A 20,784-nucleotide genomic window follows, 5' to 3' on the forward strand; every position below is an offset into this window, starting at 1 on the left:
AAATTTAAAATTTACAGAATGTATAGGTTTATCGTTTTATGATAACTTAAATGGAAGTAAGTTGTGCCAAGAAAAGTGAATGTTATCACAATGATACGTTCATAAACAAAATTATTTTTCCTATACAAATATAGCCGCGAATAATGCGGGTAGGAGGTGTTGTACATTTTTGTTCGACACTTACAAAAAGAGAGTGTCAATCGCACGCCCTTGAAGGGCCTTTTTTTGTGTAAATGGTAGTAAGGGAGGAAATTTTGGGATGGCAATGTTGAAAAAGTGGCTGCTTACGTCGTTAATGGCAGTGACACTTGTATTTGTTTCTTTTGCGAATACAGTACATATTACGTTTGCTGAAGAAAATACAGCAAAACTTGCAATTATTGGGGAATCACAAAAAGGCATTATGTTATGTCCGAAAGAAGAGCAAATTAAAGATGGGGAAACAGCTTTAAGTTTGCTGCAAAAGGTCATGGGGGACAAGGTAGAATCTGAAACGATGTCGTTTGGAACATATGTAAAAGGAATCGATGGTTTAATGGCCGGGGATACAAGTGCTTGGCTGTATGATGTAAATGATAAGTCTGCAGAAGTCGGAGCAGATAGTTATAAATTAAAATCTGGAGATGTTGTTGTCTTTCGCTTTGCTTCAGACTGGAGCAATATAAGCCAGGAAACATTGAAAGAAACGTTAGATAAGTTTGGGACGTGTAAAACAGAAGAACCAAAGACGGATGATCCAAAACAAGAAAAACCAGAAGAGCCAAAGACGGATGATCCAAAACAAGAAAAACCAGAAGAACCAAAGACGGATGATCCAAAACAAGAAAAACCAGAAGAACCGAAGACGGATGATCCAAGACCAGAACAACCAGAACAACCAGAACAACCAGAACAACCAGAACAACCAGAACAACCAGAACAACCAAAGCAAGAGAACATTCAAGATTCAAGTGCACAATTAAACGAAGCCATTTCTAAAACATCAGATAAGATGTTACAAGATGGAATTGAAAGTGATTGGGTAGCTGTAGCGCTTTCTCGTTCTGGAAAGAATGTGCCAATTGAGGCAAAATTAAATTATGTTAAGTCAGTAACTGAAAAAGTAGAAAAGCGCATTAATCGTTTTTCAGCGACAGATTTAGCTAGAACAATTATTATGATGAATGCAATGAGTGCAGACCCTAAAAATGTAGGTGGACATAATTTAGTTCAAAAATTGTATGAGTCAGATAAAGTGAATTCTGTTACAGGTTATGCATTTGCTTTACTTGCATTTGATACGAAGAAGTATGAGATTCCAGTTGAATCAAAATGGAACAGAGTTGCTCTAGTGGAAGCACTGTTAAATAATCAGCATACAGACGGTGGATGGACTTATAATAGTTCAGGTAGTAAAGATAGTGCTAGTAGCGTTGATGTAACAGGTATGGTTTTATCAGCATTAGCCCCTTATCAAGAGCGATCAGATGTGAAACCAGCTATACAAAAAGCTGTTGCGTATTTATATAACGAACAGCTGCAAAATGGTGGTTTTTCAGCTGATGGACAAGAAAATTCAAATAGTACTGCGCAAGCAATTATTGGATTATCGCTTGTTAAAGATGTAGATCAAAACCGTCTTCATAAGGCAATGCAAAACCTATTATCATATCAACTTTCAAATGGTGAATTTAAATGGTTACCAAGTGATCAAAATGGTAACGGAATGACTACAGAACAGGCTCTTTTAGCATTACTTCAATTTAAGGAAATGGGGAAATCTATTTATGATTGGTCTAATGTAGACATTGGTGATGTAATTAAGCCAAAACCGATTGAAGAGCCAGAAAAGGTCGTTGAACCAGAAAATAATGTAGTAGAAAAAGAAGTTACTGAAGAACCGAAAGAACAAAAACAAGTACAAGAAGAAACAAAAGATGAAAATCTAAAAGTAGTTGTAGATAACGAACCGGTTAAGAATAAAAAAATCGGAAACGGTAACAGTCTACCAAAAACAGGAGCATCTTCTCATAGTCCAGCAACAGAAGTAGGTATGGGTGTATTATGTATTGCTTCTGCATATGTATTATGGAGACGTAAAGCAGCTTAACAAAAAATTAGGAGCAATTATTTGCTCCTAATTTTCGTATGAAAGGTGAGAGATAGGATGAGTAAGGTGAAATGGTTCATTTCTTTACTGCTTTCGCTCGGGCTACTTGCCGGATGTGAAGAGGCAGCTGTAAAGCCTGAAAAGAAGGTAGAACCGAAGCAAGAAGAGGTAGCGAAACAAGAAGAACAAAAAGATGAAGCGAAGCCAGAAGAAAAAGCAGAAGAAAAGCAAGCTGAATCAGAGCAAAAGCAGCAAGAAGAACAGAAAGAGAAACAAGAACAAAAAGTAGAAGAGAAGCCGAAAGAGGAAAAGCCGCAGGCACAACCAGAGGTAAAGAAAGAAGAGAAACAACAGGAACAACAGCCGGCTGTAAATAAGCAACCAGAGCAGCAACAAGCACCAGAAGAGAAACAACAACCGAAAGCACCAGAAGTAAAAGAAGAAGCAAAGGTTGTGAATCAGCCGAAAGAAACACCGAAGCAGGAGCAAAAGAAAAAGCCAGAAGAGAGCAATAGTGTACCAGCTCCACCAACACCGGTACCACCACCAAACCCAGTGCCACCACCAGTACCACCACCAGTACCACCAGTACCTAAAGCAAAACAAGTAACAATCTCGGTAAAAGGAAATAACGGATATATAATGGGTGCGAAAAAGATGGATGTACAAGATGGCGATACTGTGTATAAAGTATTACAACGTACAGGATTAGATGTTGATGCAAGCGGATCTAGAGATAGTATTTATGTAAAAGGTATTAATGATTTATATGAAAAAGATATTGCGGATACTAGTGGATGGAAATATCGTGTGAACGGTGCTTTTCCAAACCATAGTGCTGGTGTAGCTACGGTAAAACCAGGAGATACAATTGAGTGGGTATACGTATTACAATAAGAAAGGCATTCGGTAAAGGGCTATGAAAATAAGTTTTTCTTCTTTACATCCTTTTGTGAATTTTTTCTATTATATCGGGGTGATGATACTATGTACGGTGTGTCTTCATCCTCTTTTTTTAATTGGAGCAATAGTATTAATTATTATGTTAAATGTGATGCAAGGAAATAGCGAAAAGATAAGAAAGATGCTACCGAGCACAATTGTTTTCTTTTTTATGGTAATTTTATTTAATTCGTTATTAACGCATAGAGGTCGAACTACGTTATTTTGGTTAGGTGATAGCCGTATTAAGCTTGAGGCGATTATGTTTGGAATAGTAATGGGGTTATTACTAGTTGCAGTTATGTTTACGTTTGCGTCGTACAATGATATTATGTCCAGTCATAAATTTTTATATTTGTTTTCAAGAATTTCACCGAAAGTTGCATTGTTAACGATGATTACAGTGAGATTTGTTCCTTTGTTTATAAGACGATTAAAGAAAATCACACTCGTCCAAAAAACGAAAGGTGTGCAGGTAGATTCAGGTTCGATAATTGAACGCGTCAAAAATGGTATGCAATTGCTGCAAGTATTATTAATTTGTTCATTAGAAGATGCACTGCAAACGGCAGATTCTATGCAAGCTCGTGGATTTGGTGTAACGAAGCGTACGACGTATATTCGCTATAGAATGGAAAGGCGTGATTGGTATACGCTCAGTTATTTAATCATTTTATTTATAGCTGCTATTGTATGTAGTAATTATGGCGGAGGGAAATTGATTATTTATCCGAAAGTCGAATCTATTTTATTCCTGCAATACGATGGAATGATGTTTGTATTATTTACACTGTTTATTAGTTTACCAATTATGATGGAAGGGAGAGAATGGATATGGTGGCGCATGCAGAAATAAACAATTTATCATTTGTATATGCTGATGAAAACGAATACGCGTTACAGCATATTTCTCTTTCTGTTCAAAAAGGTGAGTTTATTGCACTTGCTGGAGGATCGGGATCTGGGAAGACGACGTTATTAAAACATTTTAAAAAGGAGTTACTTCCAATTGGTACGCGTTCTGGAGAGATATTTTATGAGGGTGTTTTAATAGAGGAAGTAGCTGATTTGTTATCTGCCCAAGAAATTGGGATGGTATTTCAAAACCCAGAAAACCAGATTGTTATGGATACAGTGATTCAAGAATTAGCATTTTCTTTAGAAAATATCGGATTACCATCACATATTATTCAAAAAAGAATAGCAGAGCTTATTAGCTTTTTAGGATTTCAAGATTTATTGCATCAATCTGTTCATACGTTATCTGGTGGGCAGAAGCAGCTTGTCAATTTAGCTGCGGTATTAGTTATGCAGCCGAAATTGCTATTATTAGATGAACCGACAGCGCAGTTAGATCCAATCGCTGCAAAAGAATTTTTAGGATTATTAAAACGGATTAATGAAGAACTTGGAATTACGATTATTTTAAGTGAACATCGCTTAGATGAAGTTATCCCGCTTGCAACACGCGTTGTTTGTATGGATAATGGCCGTATTATGTATGATGGTAGTCCTAAAATTGTTATTACGGATATGTGGGGAGTAGAAACATTCCGTCCATTTATTCCGCAAATTCCAAGGCTATTTTTAGAGTGGAATGTGAGAGATATTCCGTTTACAGTGCGAGAGGCGCAAATGAAAATGAATGATTTTGCAGCGATATCATATGTAAATGAGCCAATAGCACAAAGTGAAAAGCAAGAGGTAATTTTAAGCGCAGAGCATATTTCGTTCCAATATGAAAAAAATAGTCCGCTTATTTTACGTGATTTATCAGTTTCGATTGAAAAAGGAAAATGGGTAGCACTCGTTGGGAAGAATGGTACAGGTAAGTCTACACTGTTAACGATTTTAGCAGGATTACAAAAAGCGAGAAGAGGGAAAGTAAAGTGGAACGGAAAAGTGATACATAAAATTGATTCGAAAGAACGATTTAAAAGTATTGGGTATGTATCGCAGCATCCGTATTATCATTTTACATTTGATACAGTATGGGACGAGGTTTATGAACGTGCACGTGAATTATACGGAGAACAAGGAAAAGAAATAGCAGAAGATACGCTAAAACAGTTTTGGTTGTATTCGCTTAAAGAACGCCATCCGCACGATTGTAGCGGAGGAGAGCAACAATTACTTGCGTTATGTACGACGTTATTATCAAAGCCGACTTTATTATTACTGGATGAACCGACAAAGGGGTTAGATCCATGGAAGAAAGAAAGAGTAGGAGAGCTATTTAGGAAGCTACAAAAAGAAGGAACAACAATTGTAATGGCGACGCATGACATTGAATTTGCAGCGAAATACGTTGATCAATGTATGATGTTATTTGATGGAACAGTCATTATGAATGATGCACCGAAAGAATTTTTTAGCGGCAACTTCTTTTATACAACATCTATTAACCGATTCATTCGAAAAGAATTGCCATATGCATTAACGTGGGAGGATGTGTACGAAGCTTGTCCAAAAGATATGTTGCATTCATAATATGTATCTTTGCAGTAATAATCGGCACATTACTCTTTACGACACTTGTCATGGACGGTTATTACATGTTAAGTAGTTTGTTTATATTAGCGGTTATTATGTTACCTTTCTATATCCGTTTTGAAAGAAAGGCGTTTGTTTCACGTGAAATTGTTCTCGTTGCTGTATTAGCGGCAATTGCAGCAGTAAGCCGGGTGCCATTTTCTATTTTACCAAGTGTACAACCAACTTCTTTTGTCATTATCGTTTCTGCAATTGTATTTGGAAGTGAAACTGGTTTTATGATTGGTGCTACAGCAGCAATTGTATCTAATATTTTTTTAGGACAAGGTCCATGGACACCGTGGCAAATGTTTTCGTGGGGTATGATTGGTTTTATAGCAGGTTTACTTCGTAATACATTTTTTATGAAAAAGCTATGGGGAAGACTTCTTTACGGAGTAATTGTTGGCTTTTTATTTGGCTGGATTATGAATTTCTGGGGCCTTCTCGGTTTTATACGAGAAGCAACGTGGGAAACTGTCATTTCGTATTATATCGCAAGTTTTTACTTTGATTTGAGCCATGCGATTTCGAATGTTATTTTCTTATTACTATTTAGTACTTCATGGATTACGATTCTTACAAGATTTAAAAAGAAATACGGTATATTAGATGAGCATAACGTGACATAGAAAAGCATACTCATATAAGGTAGGGTCGCGACTTACATATTCGTTTGCCTCTTTCATGCTTCTTACATATTGTAAGGAGCATTTTTTTGTCAAAAAATCGATTTAATATACATCCGTTATTATATAAAATTATTTGTATAATTGTAGGTGAGAACTTCTTTCAAAAGGGAGGTGTATAGTTAATGAAGTTAGTTATTCCGAAGCAACATGGTGCATGGGCTATGCTTGTTATTCCTTTTTTATTAAGTGTCATACTTGGAAAACCTACTATTTATCATATTCCATTGTTTTTAGCGTGGTTCTTTATCTATTTAGCCACGTATCCATTTCTTACGTACATAAAGCAAAGACGAAAAAAAGAGTTTTTACAAGCTGCCATTGTTTATTTCAGCATTGCGTTCCTATTTGGGACGATTTCTTTATTATATGAGTGGCGAATTCTTTTATTCTTAATAGTAATGATTCCATTATTTATAGTGAATATGTATTACGCCCGTCAAAAAAATGAAAGAGCACTATTAAATGATATTTGTGCAATCATTGTGTTTTGTATCGGTGGGTTAATTAGTTATTACTTTTCAATGAAGCAAATCGATCATACAGCTTTATTCATTGCACTTATTTCATTTTTATACTTTTTAGGTAGTACGCTCTATGTGAAAACGATGATTCGTGAAAAAAATAACCCGAAGTATCGTCTTATATCTTGGGGATATCATATCGTATTAACGATAATCATATTTGTGATTAATCCGTGGTGTTCTCTTATTTTTATACCAAGTGTCATTCGAGCAATTGTGTTGTATGGCAAAAAAATTTCTATTATAAAAGTAGGAATTTTAGAAATTGCTAATTCTGTATATTTTTTAATCATAACGGCAATAATTATGAAGTATGCCATTTGGAAAAACTTCCCATCAATTGATGGGAAGTTTTTAATCTTTTTCTAAAATGTGAACGGTGTACTCGCAACGTTGAATAGCTTGTTCAACAGCATAAAGTGATTGTTCAATACGAGCACGATTAAAATCTTTTTCAACTGTTTCGAGCGCTTCTTCTAAACAATTTTTAGCTTCTTGTAATGATTGAAAAGAATCTTGTACATATCCGCGAGCATTTTGATGCATTTCATAATCCTCCTTGCATGTTCGTATATGGGTAGTATGAACAGTAAGGAAGAAAATATAATTTGTTATATTTATTATATTTGTTTGACAATTAAAGTGGAATTACGTATAGTAAGAATTAAGTGAATATTTTCTTATCCAGAGAGGTGGAGGGACTGGCCCGATGAAACCCAGCAACCGCGATGCAGGTGCTAATTCCAGCAGAACATATTTGTTCTGGGAGATAAGACGAAGATATATACGTAACTTCTTCTTATCGGAGAGGTTTTTTTATTGCAAAAAAACCGATTACGAAAATTTATATTAAGAAGAAAGGGGTTGCGCATTACTGTGACACTCGAAAAATACGTAAAACTGCGTAGTACAGTTTATGAATATATGATAGAGCAAGATAAGCCAATATCATTGTTAGATATTCAAGAACATATCGTTTCGCATCATGAAGGAAAATTCACGAAAAAGATGTTGCATCAATTTTATTTATCAAGATTATTAGACGAACTAAAACTGGATGGGAAAATTACATTAGCTGATGAATATCTCTATGCTGAAAAAGGGGTATTGTATAAGGCGAGAAAAGGGAGCTAAGCTCTCTTTTTTTCTTAAAATAACGGAGTATGTAGAGTAAAAGACTGCTAAAGCAGCCTGATACAGGGAATGGTGTTGAGTGTGTAGTGTCAAAAATTGAATGTGCCTGAAAGAGGCAATTCATATCGGCTGCAAATGAAAAGAGACACCTTCGCCGAATAGGTGTCAGTCGTTTTGTCATATAGACTTGCTATTTGACAGTTATTAGAATAACATGCAGGGGTTGTGGAAGTCAAAAGGGAATTAAAGGAAGAGGTGTTGTTATGTATGCTTATTTAATAAAAGAACTATATAAGCATATTCCGAAATATATTATTGATAGAGGATATGAATATTATGAAGATGGGCATGTAGAAGATGTTGAAGTACATGATAATAAAGTATTTGCTTTTGTGACGGGTAATGCAGGGAATTATGAAGTAGTTATCGATCTCGAAGATTTTTCAGAAAGTAACTGTGAGTGTCCCTATGAAAATTATTGTAAACATATGGCGGCAGTTGTTTATGATATTCAAGGTGCTGGTGAGAGTGCAGTTAAAGAGAAACTGAAAGATTTAGAAAAAGAAGAGTTACTTATATTATTGAATCGATTGTTGCAAAGTTCGAAAAACGTACAAATTGTAGAGAAATTGTTAAAGAAGGGGTAACTTTAACTTATAGAGGGAGTTGTTTTGTAGTGAACGTACTAATTGTATACGCTCATCCTAATCCTTCAAGTTTTAACGCGGCGATTTTCAATCATGTACAAAAAGGACTACAGGAAACAAATCATTCAGTTACCGTACTTGATTTATACAAAGAACAATTTAATCCAGTCCTCGTATTTAATGAAGAGAAGAAAAGACGTGATTTAGTAAATGAAGAAGAAACAGCTCGGTACAGAACGTTAGTAGAAGAAGCAGATACACTTCTATTCATCTATCCAATATGGTGGTGGGGGATGCCAGCAATTTTAAAAGGATTTATCGATCGTATTTTCGTAGCTGGATTTGCTTATAAATATGAAGGGGCTCTGCCGAAAGGATTATTGCAAGGGAAAAAAGCGTGGGTTATTAATACGTTAGACTCGCCTCTATGGTACGTCGCATTGTTATATCGATCAGCAGATTGGATTATGATGAAGAGAGGTGTTTTACGTTTTTGTGGCATTCGCGATATAAAACGTTCAGTGTTTCAATCTGTGAAAACGAGTAAAGTATCAAAGCGTGAAAAATGGTTATTACAAATAGAAGAAAAGGCTCGTACATTATGAATGAAGTCGACCGTATTATAAACTGTATTCAGTATGACGGCGAACTTTTTCGGAAGTATGTTACGTGTTTACTTCAATTGAAAAAATGTAGTAAAACATTTCAGCAAATTCAAATAGAGTTAAGAAATGACTACTTGATAAGAGGAATTTGTGAAAGAGAAGTTGATGAGGTAGTACGGGGAAGTAAAGAATATGAAACATATTTTCTTCCTAAAGCGTTACAGTGGAATTTTTTGAGTGAATATCCACACTTGATCGGAAAAATTTGCGAAGATTTTTTTGCATTTGAGGCATTATATCTTAAGGACATAGAGTGGAATACAGTTATAAATTGCATGGGAAATAAATGATTTATTATGTAAAAAAGCTAGTATAAAACTAGCTTTTCGTTTAAATAAATAAGAAGCATAGACTAATGATAAAACCCGCATATAGTAAGTTCACAACACAAAATCCCATAATGTCACGAGCACCTAAACCAGCTATCGCTAATGCTGGTAATGCCCAGAAAGGTTGAATTAAATTCGTCCAAGCATCGCCCCATGCAATTGCCATTGCTGTTTTTGCAGCAGGTACACCAAGTTCAGCGCCAGCTGGAATCATAATTGGTGCTTGCACAGCCCATTGACCGCCGCCAGATGGAACGAAAATGTTAACAATGCCAGCACTTAAAAATGTAAAGAGCGGAAAAGTCGTTTCATTTGAAATGCTAATAAAGAAATTAGAAATAGCTCCTCCAAGTGAAAGTCCTTCACTATTTGCTCCAATCATCATGCCCATAATTCCTGCGTAAAACGGAAATTGAAGTAAAATGCCAGAAGCACTTTTCGTAGAGTCTGAAAAAGCGCGAATATACTGAATCGGAGTACTGTGGAAAATAAGACCTGCAATTAATAACATAAAAATCACGATATCGAGAGTAAGGTTAAAACCTTTCGTATAAAAGTAATTGAAAATATAAATGAGACCTAACAATCCAACGCAAAGTGTAATAATAATGCTATTTTCCATCTTTTCAGCGAATGTATTTTTTTCTACTTCTTGAGCAGCGGCTTCTTCATGGAACACGCTAGGGTCTACAGTGATCGTATGTTTTTCATCTGGATGCATCGCCTTATTAATGAGAGGCATCGTAATGAGAAAAATAATAACTGGAACGAGAGCGTATGGTGAGAATAACGTTTCTGTTATTGGAATCGCCTCTTTAATACTTCCAGCAGTCGTTTTAATTAACGTTTCACCGCCTGTTGCTAACGTAAGAGGGATAGAGGCAGAAAGACCCGCATGCCAAATGAGAAATCCAGAGTAAGAAGAGGCAATTGCTAGTCTATAATCTAATCCGTCCAGCTGCCTTGCCACTTCTTTTGCGTATAAAACAGATACAACAATTCCAAAGCCCCAGTTTATGTATGCACCAAGTAAACTTACAATTGAAATGGCAATAATGCCTTGTCCATTCGTTTTTGGTAGTCTGGCAGCTTTCGTTAATCCCTTTTTAATAAGAGGAGCATTTGCTAAAGCAGATCCAGTCACGAGTACAAGTGCCATTTGCATAGAAAAGGCGAGGAGTCCCCAAATTCCATTACCCCAGTGATTAATCATTTCTACAGGGGTTTGGTGAGTCGCAAACATACCAAAGAAGATAACAAAAACAGTTAGTAAACATGATAAAATAAACGGTTCTGGCAAGAAGCGTTGCACCAAGGCGACGCAACCATTTGTAAAGGAACGAAACAAAATAGATCACCCTCCTTATGTATATGTATTACAATTATTCGAGGTTGTTTAGGAGATAACCTCCAATATAAAGAAAATTCAGATATTTATAGGGTGGTAATTTATTGATAGGTTGATATAGAGCCTTGTATCAGATTCTGCTTTTAATATACTAGAAGAAAACGGTTGGAAATGGGGTAGCACTTATAGGGATAGTATAGAGAAAGGTTACTAGCTGGCTTTAAAGCAACTGTTGCAAAGGGAGAGGAGATTCAATACAATAGTGTTGCATTACATGAGAAATATGTTTTAGCACAAATCTAGCTAAAAATGTTTATACAAATACATTTAAAATTGATGGGGGAATTATGATCAAAAGTTTTTATCTTTTAAAGCCTAAAATGTTTACGGCAGATATGTATTATAAAGTTTTTATTACAGGTGACTGTATATATTTTATAAAGATTGGCGGACAGTTTCATAGTCGACATGCTTATAAAAAACAATTACCTGGTATTTCAGAGCTATTGTTTTTGCTCTGGTTCAAAAAAATTGAGAAAAAACAATTAAACTTAGAAACTGAAATAGATACAAAAATACATACTGGCGATGTACATGAACTCTTGCAATTAAAGAATAACTTTTCAATTGAAATAAATACAATTGAAGAGGTAGTATTAAATAAACGAGGAACGTTTCATACAGGTTTTAATGATAATGGAACAATTTCCTTTATGTTAAAAAATGGTCAAAAAATAAAGTTCATCATCCCGGAAGAAACTTTATTTTCATCTATAGAAGAAATTTTCGACCAATATGAACAGACAATCTTTGTAAGGGAAGTGTTTTAACGAATTCTCCAAAAGGTGTGGATGTATTAGTTAAACACTTAATTAAACATGTAAACTGCTTATATAAATTTTGATAGGCGTGTTTTAAGCAGTTATTCTTTCAGTATCTTCTAATATGTAGGAGTATAAATAAAATATCCCAACAAGAAAAAGCTTCCACTACTGTGGAAGCTTTTCTAAATAATGTGCAATATCAACATACATATTTGAGTAAACCGAATGTATTTCATTACTTGGCGTTGCGTTAGAAGAGAAGTGGGCGATTACCATATTTGCTTTCGGATCGATGTAAAGTGTTTGTCCGTAACTACCTAACACTTCACAAGCACCTTGTTCATTGTGCGGAATCCACCATTGATTATGATAAGAAATGGAAGCTCCAGGGCCAATTGCAAGTTCACCTTCTTGGACATTTTTTATATCTTCAGTAATAGAAGAAGGGAGAATTTGTTTTCCATTATATTCCCCGTTGTTTAATAGTAATTGCCCAAATCTCGCCATATCTCTAGCAGTTGCATTTAATCCAGCACTAGCTTGTTCTACTTTTGTTTCATCTGTAACGTAATACGCGTTTTCTTCCATACCAATTTGAGACCAAATTCGTTCACTTACATTTTCAGCTAGTGATTTACCAGTAATAGTTTTAATAATCCAAGCGAGCGTTTCTGTTGATCCGTTATTGTAAGAAAAGGAAGAACCAGGCGGTGCAGTTTCTTCGGCTTCTCGTAACATATCATAAATTTTCATCGGACCGTCGTAGTTTTTGCCGCGGGGTAAAATATTGCTAGCTAAATATAATTGTGCATCTTGATTTTCTAGCCCAGGCTGCTCATATCCGTGGGTCGGGTATTCTGCTGACACTTGCATGTCCATTAATTGCTGAAGTGTGGCATTACCGAACGGTGTGTTTTTTAATTCTTTTATGTAAGTGTCAGCTGTTTTTTCTAAGTCAATACGTTTTTCTTCAGCGAGAGATTGTATAATTGCCCCGGTAAAGACTTTTGCTAATGATGCCATACCATGAGGTTCATTCTGTTTATACCCATTGAAATATCGTTCGTAAACAAGTTGTCCATTATGTACAACGACAAAAGCATCTGTTTTGTTATCGTCTAAAAGTTTTTTTAGAGGAGTTGTATTTCCGAATCTACGCTCCACAGCAAAATCGTCTAAGTTTTGCAATGCGGAAGGGAAGTGAGCAATTTGGTCAGGATTGTTTTTTACGTTATTAACTAAAGTGAATTCTTTCATATGGGTATATGACCAACGTAAGTAAGGGTCATTTAACCAGTTTTCTTTTGTCACATTATGTTTTGATGGGGTCGTTTTATTTTGTTTGAAGTAAGTAAACCCAAGCCCTGTAATTACAAATATGAATGTTAGTATAAGTAAGAGTAGGGGAGATTTTTTTAGTTTCATATATGGCCCTCCTTTTTATTTCTACTATAAGTATACGCTCGTCTTGAAAGAAATACAAAATAAGGAAAGTAAACGGGGAAGTTTACTTTCCTTATTAACGTTAAGCGGAAATTTTTCCGTCTGTAGGTTGTTTCTTGAATTTTTGTTTTCGTCCGTGTAATCCATAATATAAAAGTAAAGTGAACGCAACGATAATAGCTGCGATAAAATACATATTATGATAACTGGATTTCGCTGCGACAATACCTAAAATGAAAGAACCAAAGCCAATACCACTATCAAAGAATGAGAAATACGTAGCTGTCGCAGAACCACGTCTATGGTTTGGAGCGGCAGAAATCGCAATCGTTTGGAAACTCGGAATTAATGTTCCGTAACCTAAACCGATTAGCATACCTGCGCCAAGGAACCAAAATGAAGTTTGTGCTTGGCTTAATATGAACATTCCGATTGTGAAAATAATGATAGCAGGGTAAACGAGTACATTTTCACCGAAGCGATCAAAAATCTTTCCTGTAAATGGACGAGAAATGACAACAACAAGTGCGTATAAAATAAAGAAGTAACTTGCAATTTCACTTAAACCGAGTTCTTTCGCATAAATAGGAATAAAGGATAAAATACCACTATAAGAAAAGGCTAAAACAAATCCTGTAAGTGCAATTGGAATAGAAGATGGTTCGATTAAGTCTTTCCATTTCATTTTTTCACGTTTTTGTTTGCTAACAGGTGCTTCGTGTGGAATATCTACAAGTAGTCCTAATAAAAATGCAAGTAATGAAAATACGGAACAAACGATAAATAACACAGTAAACGAAAAATGAGAAATAATTGTTAAACCTAAAAAAGGACCAATTACCATCGGCAGACTCATAAATACGCCGAAATATGCAAGTGCTTCGCCTCGTCGATGAGCTGGCGCAACATCAGTTACGATCGTACCAGTAGCTGTCGTTGCCATCCCGAACCCAATACCGTGTAAGAAGCGAAGGGCAAGTAATAAGAATAAACTTTGCGCACCGAAATACATAACAGTAGCGGCTAAAAATAATGAAAGTGAAATAAATAATATTTTCTTTCTTCCTAAATCATCGAGCCATTTTCCTGTGAATGGTCTACATAAAACAGAAGAAATAAGAAACACAGTTGCAACTAAACCAATTTCCTCAGGTTTTCCTTTTAGGCCGTCTATTACATAGACAGGTAGAGTAGTCATAAGCATGTAAAATGTTAAGAAGAGAAATAGACTACTAAAACAAGTTCCGAGGAAATCCTTCGTCCAAAGTTTCTCACTTTGCATCGTCATCCCTCCAATTTAATCTAAATTTTTAATAATTTGTTGTAACACTTGAAATGCTTGATGTAAATCATCCTCGTTAATACCTTCTAGCGTTTTTTCTTCGAAAGTATCAACTTCTTCTTGCCATATTGGAATCATCTTTATCGCTGTTTCGGATAAAGAAATGAGCTTCTCACGGCGATCTTTACCTTCTGTACGAATAATCCATCCCATCGTTTCCATACGTGTTAACGTACGAGTCATCGTTGGTGATTCAACATTTAAATACTGGCACAATTCTGTTTGCGTACAAGAACCAGTTTGATTAATGCGGAAAATAACAGCCCATTGCGCACTAAATAACCCTGTTGGAGATACACGTTCATTAAATTTCTTCGTAAACTTTCGAGAAGTCTGGCTGACGATGTGAAAAAAATGTTGTTTTTCGTCCATGTATTTTGATCCTTTCAAATTAGTTACCTAGCTAACTATATACTTTTTTATAATAATTGTCTAGTAATAGACATGTTGATTTATGTAAAAAATTCTTATAGGTTTTATGTTGCGAACGTACATTCTACGTGCTATTCTTTAATTAAGTAAAGAATTTTCTTTCTATTAAATAGAATGGGGGAACTTGTGATGATTAAGCCTGCAACAATGGAGTTTGTTTCACTATCGAACGGAGAAACGATTGCATATCAGGAAGTTGGAAGGCGAAATACAGATATTCTTGTACTCATTCACGGGAACATGACATCGTCACAACATTGGGATTTAGTCATTGAAAAATTGCAAAATCAATATCATATTTACGCTCTTGATTTAAGAGGATTTGGACAATCAACGTATAATCAATCGATAGATTCATTACAAGACTTTGCAGAAGATGTAAAATTATTTATCGACGAGTTAAAGCTAGAGAAATTCTCATTAATGGGCTGGTCAATGGGTGGTGGCGTTGCGATGCAATTTACAGCGAATCACCCAACTTTTGTAGAAAAGTTAATTTTAGTAGAATCAGTAGGAATGAAAGGTTACCCAATCTTTAAAAAAGATACGAATGGGCAGCCGATTGTATCAAGTTTAGTAAAGACGAAAGAAGAAATTGCACAAGATCCAGTACAAATCGCTCCAGTATTAGACGCGATAAAAAATATGAACAAACTATATTACCGTACAGTATGGAATCTATTAATATATACGCATAACCAACCTGAACCGGACCGTTATGAAAAGTATTTAGATGATATGTTAACGCAACGTAATTTCGTAGATGTGAATTATGCGCTCATTACATTTAATATTTCAGATGAACATAATGGGGTTGTAGAGGGAAGTAAGCAAATTCATCGTATTAAAGCGCCAACACTCGTCATACAAGGTGATAGAGATTATGTCGTACCCCAAGTAGTCGGTGAGGAATTAGCGAAACATTTGCCAAATGCAGAGTTGAAGGTATTAGAAGATTGCGGACACTCGCCGTTTATTGATTGTTTAGATGTATTTATAAAACATGTAGAGAATTGGTTAGAACAGAAATAATCCCCGAAATGAAAGGTATTGCATATACTATAACATTGTAGGTAAAAGGGGAGATTATCAATGCATCAACCATTTTTCATCGCTTATTCGCCATATAATCATTACGCATATACAAAAATGATGATAAACCCGCTGTATATGCAAGTTTCGCCAGCTGTAGTTCCTTTACAAATGCAATATCCGCAGCCACCAATCGCTAACACACAGCAATACTTATATGAAACTGCTTTTTATAAACATCCATACTTTAAGCAATTTCATAACAATGTGAAAGCACAAGTTTGGGAAGGATAAGGTAACAAGCTAAAAGATTCATTCTTTTAGCTTGTTTTTTATTGCGAATATTCGTACACGCATTTGCAGAAAAAGTTTATAATGAAAAGTGGAAGCGTGAGAAGGAGAGGGAAAGGGATGTCAATGCGTTTTACTTTTTGGATTATGGTTGGGATTGTAGCAATCTCGGGTTTATCACAAGGAATGCTCTTACCGGCCATTGCAATGATTTTTGAACAAGAAGGGGTTAGTTCAAGTATTAATGGTATTCATGCGACGGCATTGTACATTGGGATATTAGTCATTTCGCCGTTTCTTGAAAAACCGATGCAAAGGTTTGGAATGAAGCCGATTATTGTTATAGGTGGGTTTCTCGTTATTATTTCATTATTCTTTTTTACACAAACATTTTCGTTTTGGGTATGGTTTATCCTTAGATTTCTAGTTGGAGTCGGAGATCATATGCTTCATGTCGGAACACAAACGTGGATCACGACAACATCAGACCCAAGTAAAATAGGGAGACAAGTATCGATATACGGTGTATTCTTCGGAATTGGTTTTGCCGTTGGCCCGTATTTAGCAAGCACTGTGCAGTACGGTCTTGCAACGCCATTTATTATATCTACTTTACTTTGTTTAATAGGTTGGCTTTTACTACTTCCAACAAAAAATGCATTCCCAGCGCAAGATGAAAGAGAAGTGAAGAGTGAATCATCATTTTCTCGTTATAAACAAGTTGTTGGATTAGGATGGATTGCACTGCTAGGACCACTTGCATATGGCGTACTTGAAGCAATGTTAAACAGTAACTTACCAGTATACGCACTTCGTAAAGGGTGGTCTGTTTCAGATGTATCCTTCTTATTACCAGCATTTGCAGTTGGGGGTATTATTACACAAATTCCGCTCGGTATATTGAGTGATAAATACGGAAGGGACCGTATATTAACGTGGACGTTTAGCATAAGTACGGGCATTTTTCTACTTGCCGCCGTATTTGATCAATATTACTGGATCGTCTTTGCCTGCATGCTTTTAGCGGGTATGGTTATTGGATCGTGCTTCTCTTTAGGGCTTGGATTTATGACTGATTTATTACCGAGACATTTACTACCGGCAGGTAATATATTATCCGGAATCGCTTTTAGTTTAGGAAGTATTATGGGACCTGTATTAGGCGGCGTATTTATAGAAAAAATACAGTATACAAGCTTTTTTATTGCGGTTATGATTATAATGGGAATTCTCGCAATGTTATATATGGTCTACATGAAAAATCAATTTGCATCAAGAAAAATAGAAAGTAGGTTAGGGCATGACAAAACAACCTAATAAAAAGAAATTTGAAGTACTTGAAAATGAAACAATTACAGACTGCTTAGCACGTATGGAACAAGAAGGCTACGCTCCGTCTCGTCGTATGGAAGAGCCAATCTTTCATGAAGTAAAGAAAGACGGCAAAACAGTAGTTGAGCCGTGCGGTAGGAAGATTGTTTTTGAAGGGAAATTGAAGTAATCCAATAACAAATTCTCTTTATAGTATAGAGCCATCCAATAGTTGGGTGGCTTGTTTTTTTATTAATCAATGAAGGAATTGAATAGAATGAATCTCTCGTTCATTTCTCCTAATGGGCTTCTTTATATGGGACAAAAGATTGCTACTTTTTTCGTATATTGGTAAAATAAGTTCTTGGGTCTTACTTATTGTTATCGGTATAATGTTTGTCGCTTGAATGAAAGAAATTAGTTACAAAAATTTCGCACTATGCAAAGGGGTACAGCAACGATCCCTTTTTTGGAGGCACCTTAAACATAAAGCGAGAGAAGAGGCTATATGAACGATTCTCCTATCTTGTTTAAATATTAAACGAGTTATTGCAATTGGAATAGGTATATCAAACTAGTCGACATCCTGATGGATCATCTTTTTCTAGTAATCTATTACTTCTGATGGAATCGATAGATTGCTAGAAAGCGGAAAACAATTATTAGTATATTCCGAAGCAGGTGTAATAGAGTGTCCTTCCATAATTAAGGGTAAAACCAAAATACGTTTTTTTAAAGAATGATTTGTTAGAACAGGTTATAAGGAATAAAACAGAAAAGAGGATCACATGTTAGATACTTTACAGAGAAGTAAAAAGTTTTTTTTAGTATGTCTTATTTTTTTAGTGCTTTTAACCGCTTGTGGTAATACTGATGTTAAGACATCTAAAGCTTCGTTACCACCGGCTGAATCCAATATAGATACATCATTAAAAGCACCGAATTGGGTAGATAAAAGTCCTATCCAACAGTCTCCTAATTTTACGGAAGATAAAAAAGTACAATCGGTTGTGAATTTAATAGCTACGGGTGATAATTTATATCATGACGCAGTAATTAAAGATGGCAAACAAAAAGACGGTTCATATGATTATAATTATATTTATGAAAATATCAAAAAAGCTGTTAAATCAAGTGATCTTGCTATAGTGAACCAGGAGACTCCGATTGCCGGAAATAATTTAAAAGTACAGGGATATCCGACTTTCAATACACCTGAAGAAGTAGGCCAATCTTTAGTGGACACTGGATTCAATATAGTGACGCAAGCGACAAATCACGCTATGGATATGGGTATTAAAGGTGTTGCGAATACAAGAGAATACTGGAAGAAATATCCGGATGTTATCCCGGTAGGTATTAATGAGAGTAAAAACGAGCGTAATGAAATAAAAACGATTACAAAAAATGGTATTCGTTTTGCGTTACTAAATTATACATATGGTACGAATGGAATTAAAATTCCAGCTGATAAGTCTTGGGCTTTAAATTTAATTGATAAAAAAGCGATACAAAATGATGTGGAAAAGGCAAAGAGTAGCTCTGATATGGTGATTGTTATGGTGCATTGGGGAGTAGAATATACCTCAACACCTTCAAAGCAACAAAAAGAAGTTGCTCAATATTTAACAGATTTAGGTGTAGATGTAGTAATTGGAAATCATCCACATGTAATTCAACCAATTGAGTGGAAACAAAATAAAGATGGACATGAAACGCTAATCTATTATTCTCTTGGAAATCTTATTTCTGCGCAAGAAAAATTAGAAACATTAGTTGGAGGATTATCTTATGTACAATTTGTTAAGTATGAAGATAAGACTTTTGGTATACGACAAGCGGCAATCGTACCGACAGTAACCGACTATGCCGATGGTAAGAAACAATTTAAAATTCAATTTTTAAAAGATTATTCGGATGAAAATTCTAAAAAACATGGAATTAAAAAATTTGTCGGTCCCGTTTCTTTGAAGGATTTCAAGGAGATTCCTAGAGACGTGTTGGGAAATTGGTATAAAGACTAATAAACAAAAAGGGAATGAGATACAATTAAAAAATTTATAATTTTAGCATTGGTATTAGCAATGGGATGGAGTCTTGCTGCTTGTAGTGGAAAGCAAACATCTCAGGCAACTACTAATAATAACGATAAAAATAAAAATGAAATACATGCGAAGAAAAAAGATGTTTTACCTATCTCTGATGTTAATGATTGGAGAATTATCCTTGTAAATAGAGAGCATATGTTATCAAAGGAACTAGGAATTGAATTAACAAGTATCACCCAAAATGCGAAGCCAAATATGAAAATAGATAGTAGAATTGCAACTTCCTATCAGGATATGGTAGCAGCTGCAAAAAAAGAGGGAATCAATCTTTATTTAAGATCAGGTTATCGAGCTATAAAATTACAACAAACTTATTATGATGCTTCAGTTAAAAGCTATAAATCTCAAGGCTTGTCGGATAAAGAGGCTAGTGCTAAGGCATTGGAATATCTTCAGTATCCTGGTGCAAGTGAACATCATACTGGATTAGCGTTAGACATTATTTCAGTTGAATGGCAAAATACTGTAGAAGATTTAAATGCAAAATTTGAAACTACCGATGCATTCAAATGGTTAGATAAGAATGCTGCAGAATATGGGTTTACTCTCCGCTATCCAAAAGATAAAGAGAATATTACTGGCATTAAGTATGAGCCATGGCACTATCGTTATGTAGGAAAAGAAGTTGCCGTTTATCTAAAAGAAAAAGGGTTAACTTTAGAAGAATATAACGAAAAAATTAAGTCTGGTAAGTAAAAATATGCTTTAATTTTATTAAACATTATGCACTGCTACAAGAAAAGGTGAATCTGAGGATGTGTTAACATTCCACCTAGTATTGTAAAAACTGAGTATGATAATTTGAGCACGTACGAACCAGTTATCGTGTAAAAAGATGTATGTATTAAGAAATTAAAGTTAAGGATCTGATATTCATATCAGATCCTTTTTCTATCGTTCTTTTAAGAGCGACTGAGCCAAAATATTGGAATGAATATAGAAACAAAACAGCCCAAGGAATAGTAAAACGAGTCCGGGAGCCTACTCGTACGCTTCATTGGGATTATCCAGAAATAGTTGTTTATGAAATAAGAAAGAATTGGTCTTACTCTCAAGCAAGGATTTAATACGAATGAATTGGATAAAAGGTAATAAATACATA

General features: G+C 35.2%; 22 protein-coding genes and 1 riboswitch. Of the genes, 17 read left to right on the forward strand and 5 right to left on the reverse strand.

The features are described from left to right. Window positions 1-259: 259 nt before the first annotated feature. From C4S65_RS04315 to C4S65_RS04340, 6 genes are all read left to right on the forward strand, one after another. Complete coding sequence (locus C4S65_RS04315) at window positions 260-2,089, forward strand: DUF4430 domain-containing protein (protein ID WP_103945141.1); 1,830 nt, start codon at window positions 260-262, stop codon at window positions 2,087-2,089. Window positions 2,090-2,146: 57 nt separating this feature from the next. Further along, on the forward strand, window positions 2,147-2,986 hold the full coding sequence (locus C4S65_RS04320) for a DUF4430 domain-containing protein (protein WP_097888909.1): 840 nt from the start codon (window positions 2,147-2,149) through the stop codon (window positions 2,984-2,986). Window positions 2,987-3,008: 22 nt separating this feature from the next. Continuing rightward, the gene (locus C4S65_RS04325) at window positions 3,009-3,887 is read left to right on the forward strand and encodes an energy-coupling factor transporter transmembrane component T (RefSeq protein ID WP_098838689.1); all 879 of its coding nucleotides are present in this window, start codon (window positions 3,009-3,011) and stop codon (window positions 3,885-3,887) included. Then, on the forward strand, window positions 3,860-5,521 hold the full coding sequence (locus C4S65_RS04330) for an energy-coupling factor ABC transporter ATP-binding protein (protein WP_048568382.1): 1,662 nt from the start codon (window positions 3,860-3,862) through the stop codon (window positions 5,519-5,521). Before C4S65_RS04325 ends, C4S65_RS04330 begins: the two co-directional genes overlap by 28 nt. After that, a complete protein-coding gene (locus tag C4S65_RS04335; protein WP_000044901.1) occupies window positions 5,494-6,195 on the forward strand; it encodes an ECF transporter S component in 702 nt (233 codons plus the stop codon). The genes C4S65_RS04330 and C4S65_RS04335 overlap by 28 nt, the downstream gene beginning before the upstream one ends. Window positions 6,196-6,377: 182 nt before the next feature. Then, the gene (locus C4S65_RS04340; protein ID WP_098838690.1) at window positions 6,378-7,145 is read left to right on the forward strand and encodes a YwiC-like family protein; all 768 of its coding nucleotides are present in this window, start codon (window positions 6,378-6,380) and stop codon (window positions 7,143-7,145) included. On the opposite strand, the gene C4S65_RS04345 is transcribed toward C4S65_RS04340, so the two are convergent. Continuing rightward, window positions 7,131-7,322, reverse strand: a complete 192-nt coding sequence (locus tag C4S65_RS04345) for a hypothetical protein (protein ID WP_000554032.1) — start codon at window positions 7,320-7,322, stop codon at window positions 7,131-7,133. The genes C4S65_RS04340 and C4S65_RS04345 overlap by 15 nt on opposite strands. 131 nt (window positions 7,323-7,453) lie before the next feature. Further along, window positions 7,454-7,552: riboswitch (SAM riboswitch) on the forward strand. Between the two features lie 100 nt (window positions 7,553-7,652). Between C4S65_RS04345 and C4S65_RS04350 the strand changes: the two genes are divergently transcribed. The 4 genes from C4S65_RS04350 to C4S65_RS04365 all read left to right on the forward strand — a co-directional run bounded on the left by C4S65_RS04350 (window position 7,653) and on the right by C4S65_RS04365 (window position 9,512). Further along, window positions 7,653-7,910: a hypothetical protein gene (locus tag C4S65_RS04350; protein ID WP_000171476.1), complete on the forward strand. Its 258-nt coding sequence runs from the start codon at window positions 7,653-7,655 to the stop codon at window positions 7,908-7,910. 263 nt (window positions 7,911-8,173) lie between these two features. Further along, complete coding sequence (locus C4S65_RS04355) at window positions 8,174-8,557, forward strand: SWIM zinc finger family protein (RefSeq protein WP_061666585.1); 384 nt, start codon at window positions 8,174-8,176, stop codon at window positions 8,555-8,557. A gap of 29 nt (window positions 8,558-8,586) precedes the next feature. Beyond that, window positions 8,587-9,162, forward strand: a complete 576-nt coding sequence (locus C4S65_RS04360) for an NAD(P)H-dependent oxidoreductase (RefSeq protein ID WP_061666584.1) — start codon at window positions 8,587-8,589, stop codon at window positions 9,160-9,162. Next, window positions 9,159-9,512, forward strand: coding sequence for a group-specific protein (locus tag C4S65_RS04365; protein ID WP_141551115.1), 354 nt, complete (start codon window positions 9,159-9,161; stop codon window positions 9,510-9,512). Before C4S65_RS04360 ends, C4S65_RS04365 begins: the two co-directional genes overlap by 4 nt. A 40-nt stretch (window positions 9,513-9,552) precedes the next feature. Here C4S65_RS04365 and C4S65_RS04370 read toward each other — a convergent pair whose 3' ends face one another. Further along, window positions 9,553-10,899, reverse strand: a complete 1,347-nt coding sequence (locus C4S65_RS04370) for a short-chain fatty acid transporter (protein WP_000490012.1) — start codon at window positions 10,897-10,899, stop codon at window positions 9,553-9,555. 347 nt (window positions 10,900-11,246) lie between these two features. Here C4S65_RS04370 and C4S65_RS04375 point away from each other — a divergent pair, with 347 nt between their 5' ends. Next, the gene (locus C4S65_RS04375) at window positions 11,247-11,729 is read left to right on the forward strand and encodes a hypothetical protein (RefSeq protein WP_000597312.1); all 483 of its coding nucleotides are present in this window, start codon (window positions 11,247-11,249) and stop codon (window positions 11,727-11,729) included. Window positions 11,730-11,888: 159 nt separating this feature from the next. On the opposite strand, the gene C4S65_RS04380 is transcribed toward C4S65_RS04375, so the two are convergent. The 3 genes from C4S65_RS04380 to C4S65_RS04390 form a co-directional block, all read right to left on the reverse strand. Next, window positions 11,889-13,148, reverse strand: coding sequence for a serine hydrolase (locus C4S65_RS04380; RefSeq protein ID WP_000768749.1), 1,260 nt, complete (start codon window positions 13,146-13,148; stop codon window positions 11,889-11,891). Window positions 13,149-13,248: 100 nt separating this feature from the next. After that, window positions 13,249-14,448 (reverse strand): MFS transporter, encoded by a 1,200-nt coding sequence (locus C4S65_RS04385; protein WP_001190318.1) that lies wholly within the window; start codon window positions 14,446-14,448, stop codon window positions 13,249-13,251. Window positions 14,449-14,463: 15 nt separating this feature from the next. Continuing rightward, complete coding sequence (locus C4S65_RS04390; RefSeq protein WP_000343675.1) at window positions 14,464-14,880, reverse strand: MarR family transcriptional regulator; 417 nt, start codon at window positions 14,878-14,880, stop codon at window positions 14,464-14,466. 189 nt (window positions 14,881-15,069) lie between these two features. Here C4S65_RS04390 and C4S65_RS04395 point away from each other — a divergent pair, with 189 nt between their 5' ends. The 6 genes from C4S65_RS04395 (at window position 15,070) to C4S65_RS04420 (ending at window position 20,378) form a co-directional block, all read left to right on the forward strand. Beyond that, window positions 15,070-15,972 (forward strand): alpha/beta hydrolase, encoded by a 903-nt coding sequence (locus C4S65_RS04395; RefSeq protein ID WP_000594888.1) that lies wholly within the window; start codon window positions 15,070-15,072, stop codon window positions 15,970-15,972. A gap of 60 nt (window positions 15,973-16,032) precedes the next feature. Beyond that, the gene (locus tag C4S65_RS04400; RefSeq protein ID WP_000554162.1) at window positions 16,033-16,266 is read left to right on the forward strand and encodes a hypothetical protein; all 234 of its coding nucleotides are present in this window, start codon (window positions 16,033-16,035) and stop codon (window positions 16,264-16,266) included. A 117-nt stretch (window positions 16,267-16,383) separates the two neighbouring features. Beyond that, window positions 16,384-17,580, forward strand: a complete 1,197-nt coding sequence (locus tag C4S65_RS04405) for an MFS transporter (RefSeq protein ID WP_000062802.1) — start codon at window positions 16,384-16,386, stop codon at window positions 17,578-17,580. Then, entirely contained in the window at window positions 17,564-17,764 is a 201-nt protein-coding gene (locus C4S65_RS04410; RefSeq protein WP_000166303.1) for an NETI motif-containing protein, read from the forward strand. The genes C4S65_RS04405 and C4S65_RS04410 overlap by 17 nt, the downstream gene beginning before the upstream one ends. 598 nt (window positions 17,765-18,362) lie before the next feature. Next, window positions 18,363-19,598, forward strand: coding sequence for a CapA family protein (locus C4S65_RS04415; RefSeq protein WP_000887599.1), 1,236 nt, complete (start codon window positions 18,363-18,365; stop codon window positions 19,596-19,598). Between the two features lie 48 nt (window positions 19,599-19,646). Further along, window positions 19,647-20,378, forward strand: a complete 732-nt coding sequence (locus C4S65_RS04420; RefSeq protein ID WP_000241986.1) for a M15 family metallopeptidase — start codon at window positions 19,647-19,649, stop codon at window positions 20,376-20,378. The last annotated feature ends 406 nt before the right edge of the window (window positions 20,379-20,784 follow it).

It is taken from the genome of Bacillus sp. ok061 (assembly GCF_900108285.1).
Taxonomy (GTDB): Bacteria; Bacillota; Bacilli; order Bacillales; family Bacillaceae_G; genus Bacillus_A; species Bacillus_A thuringiensis_S.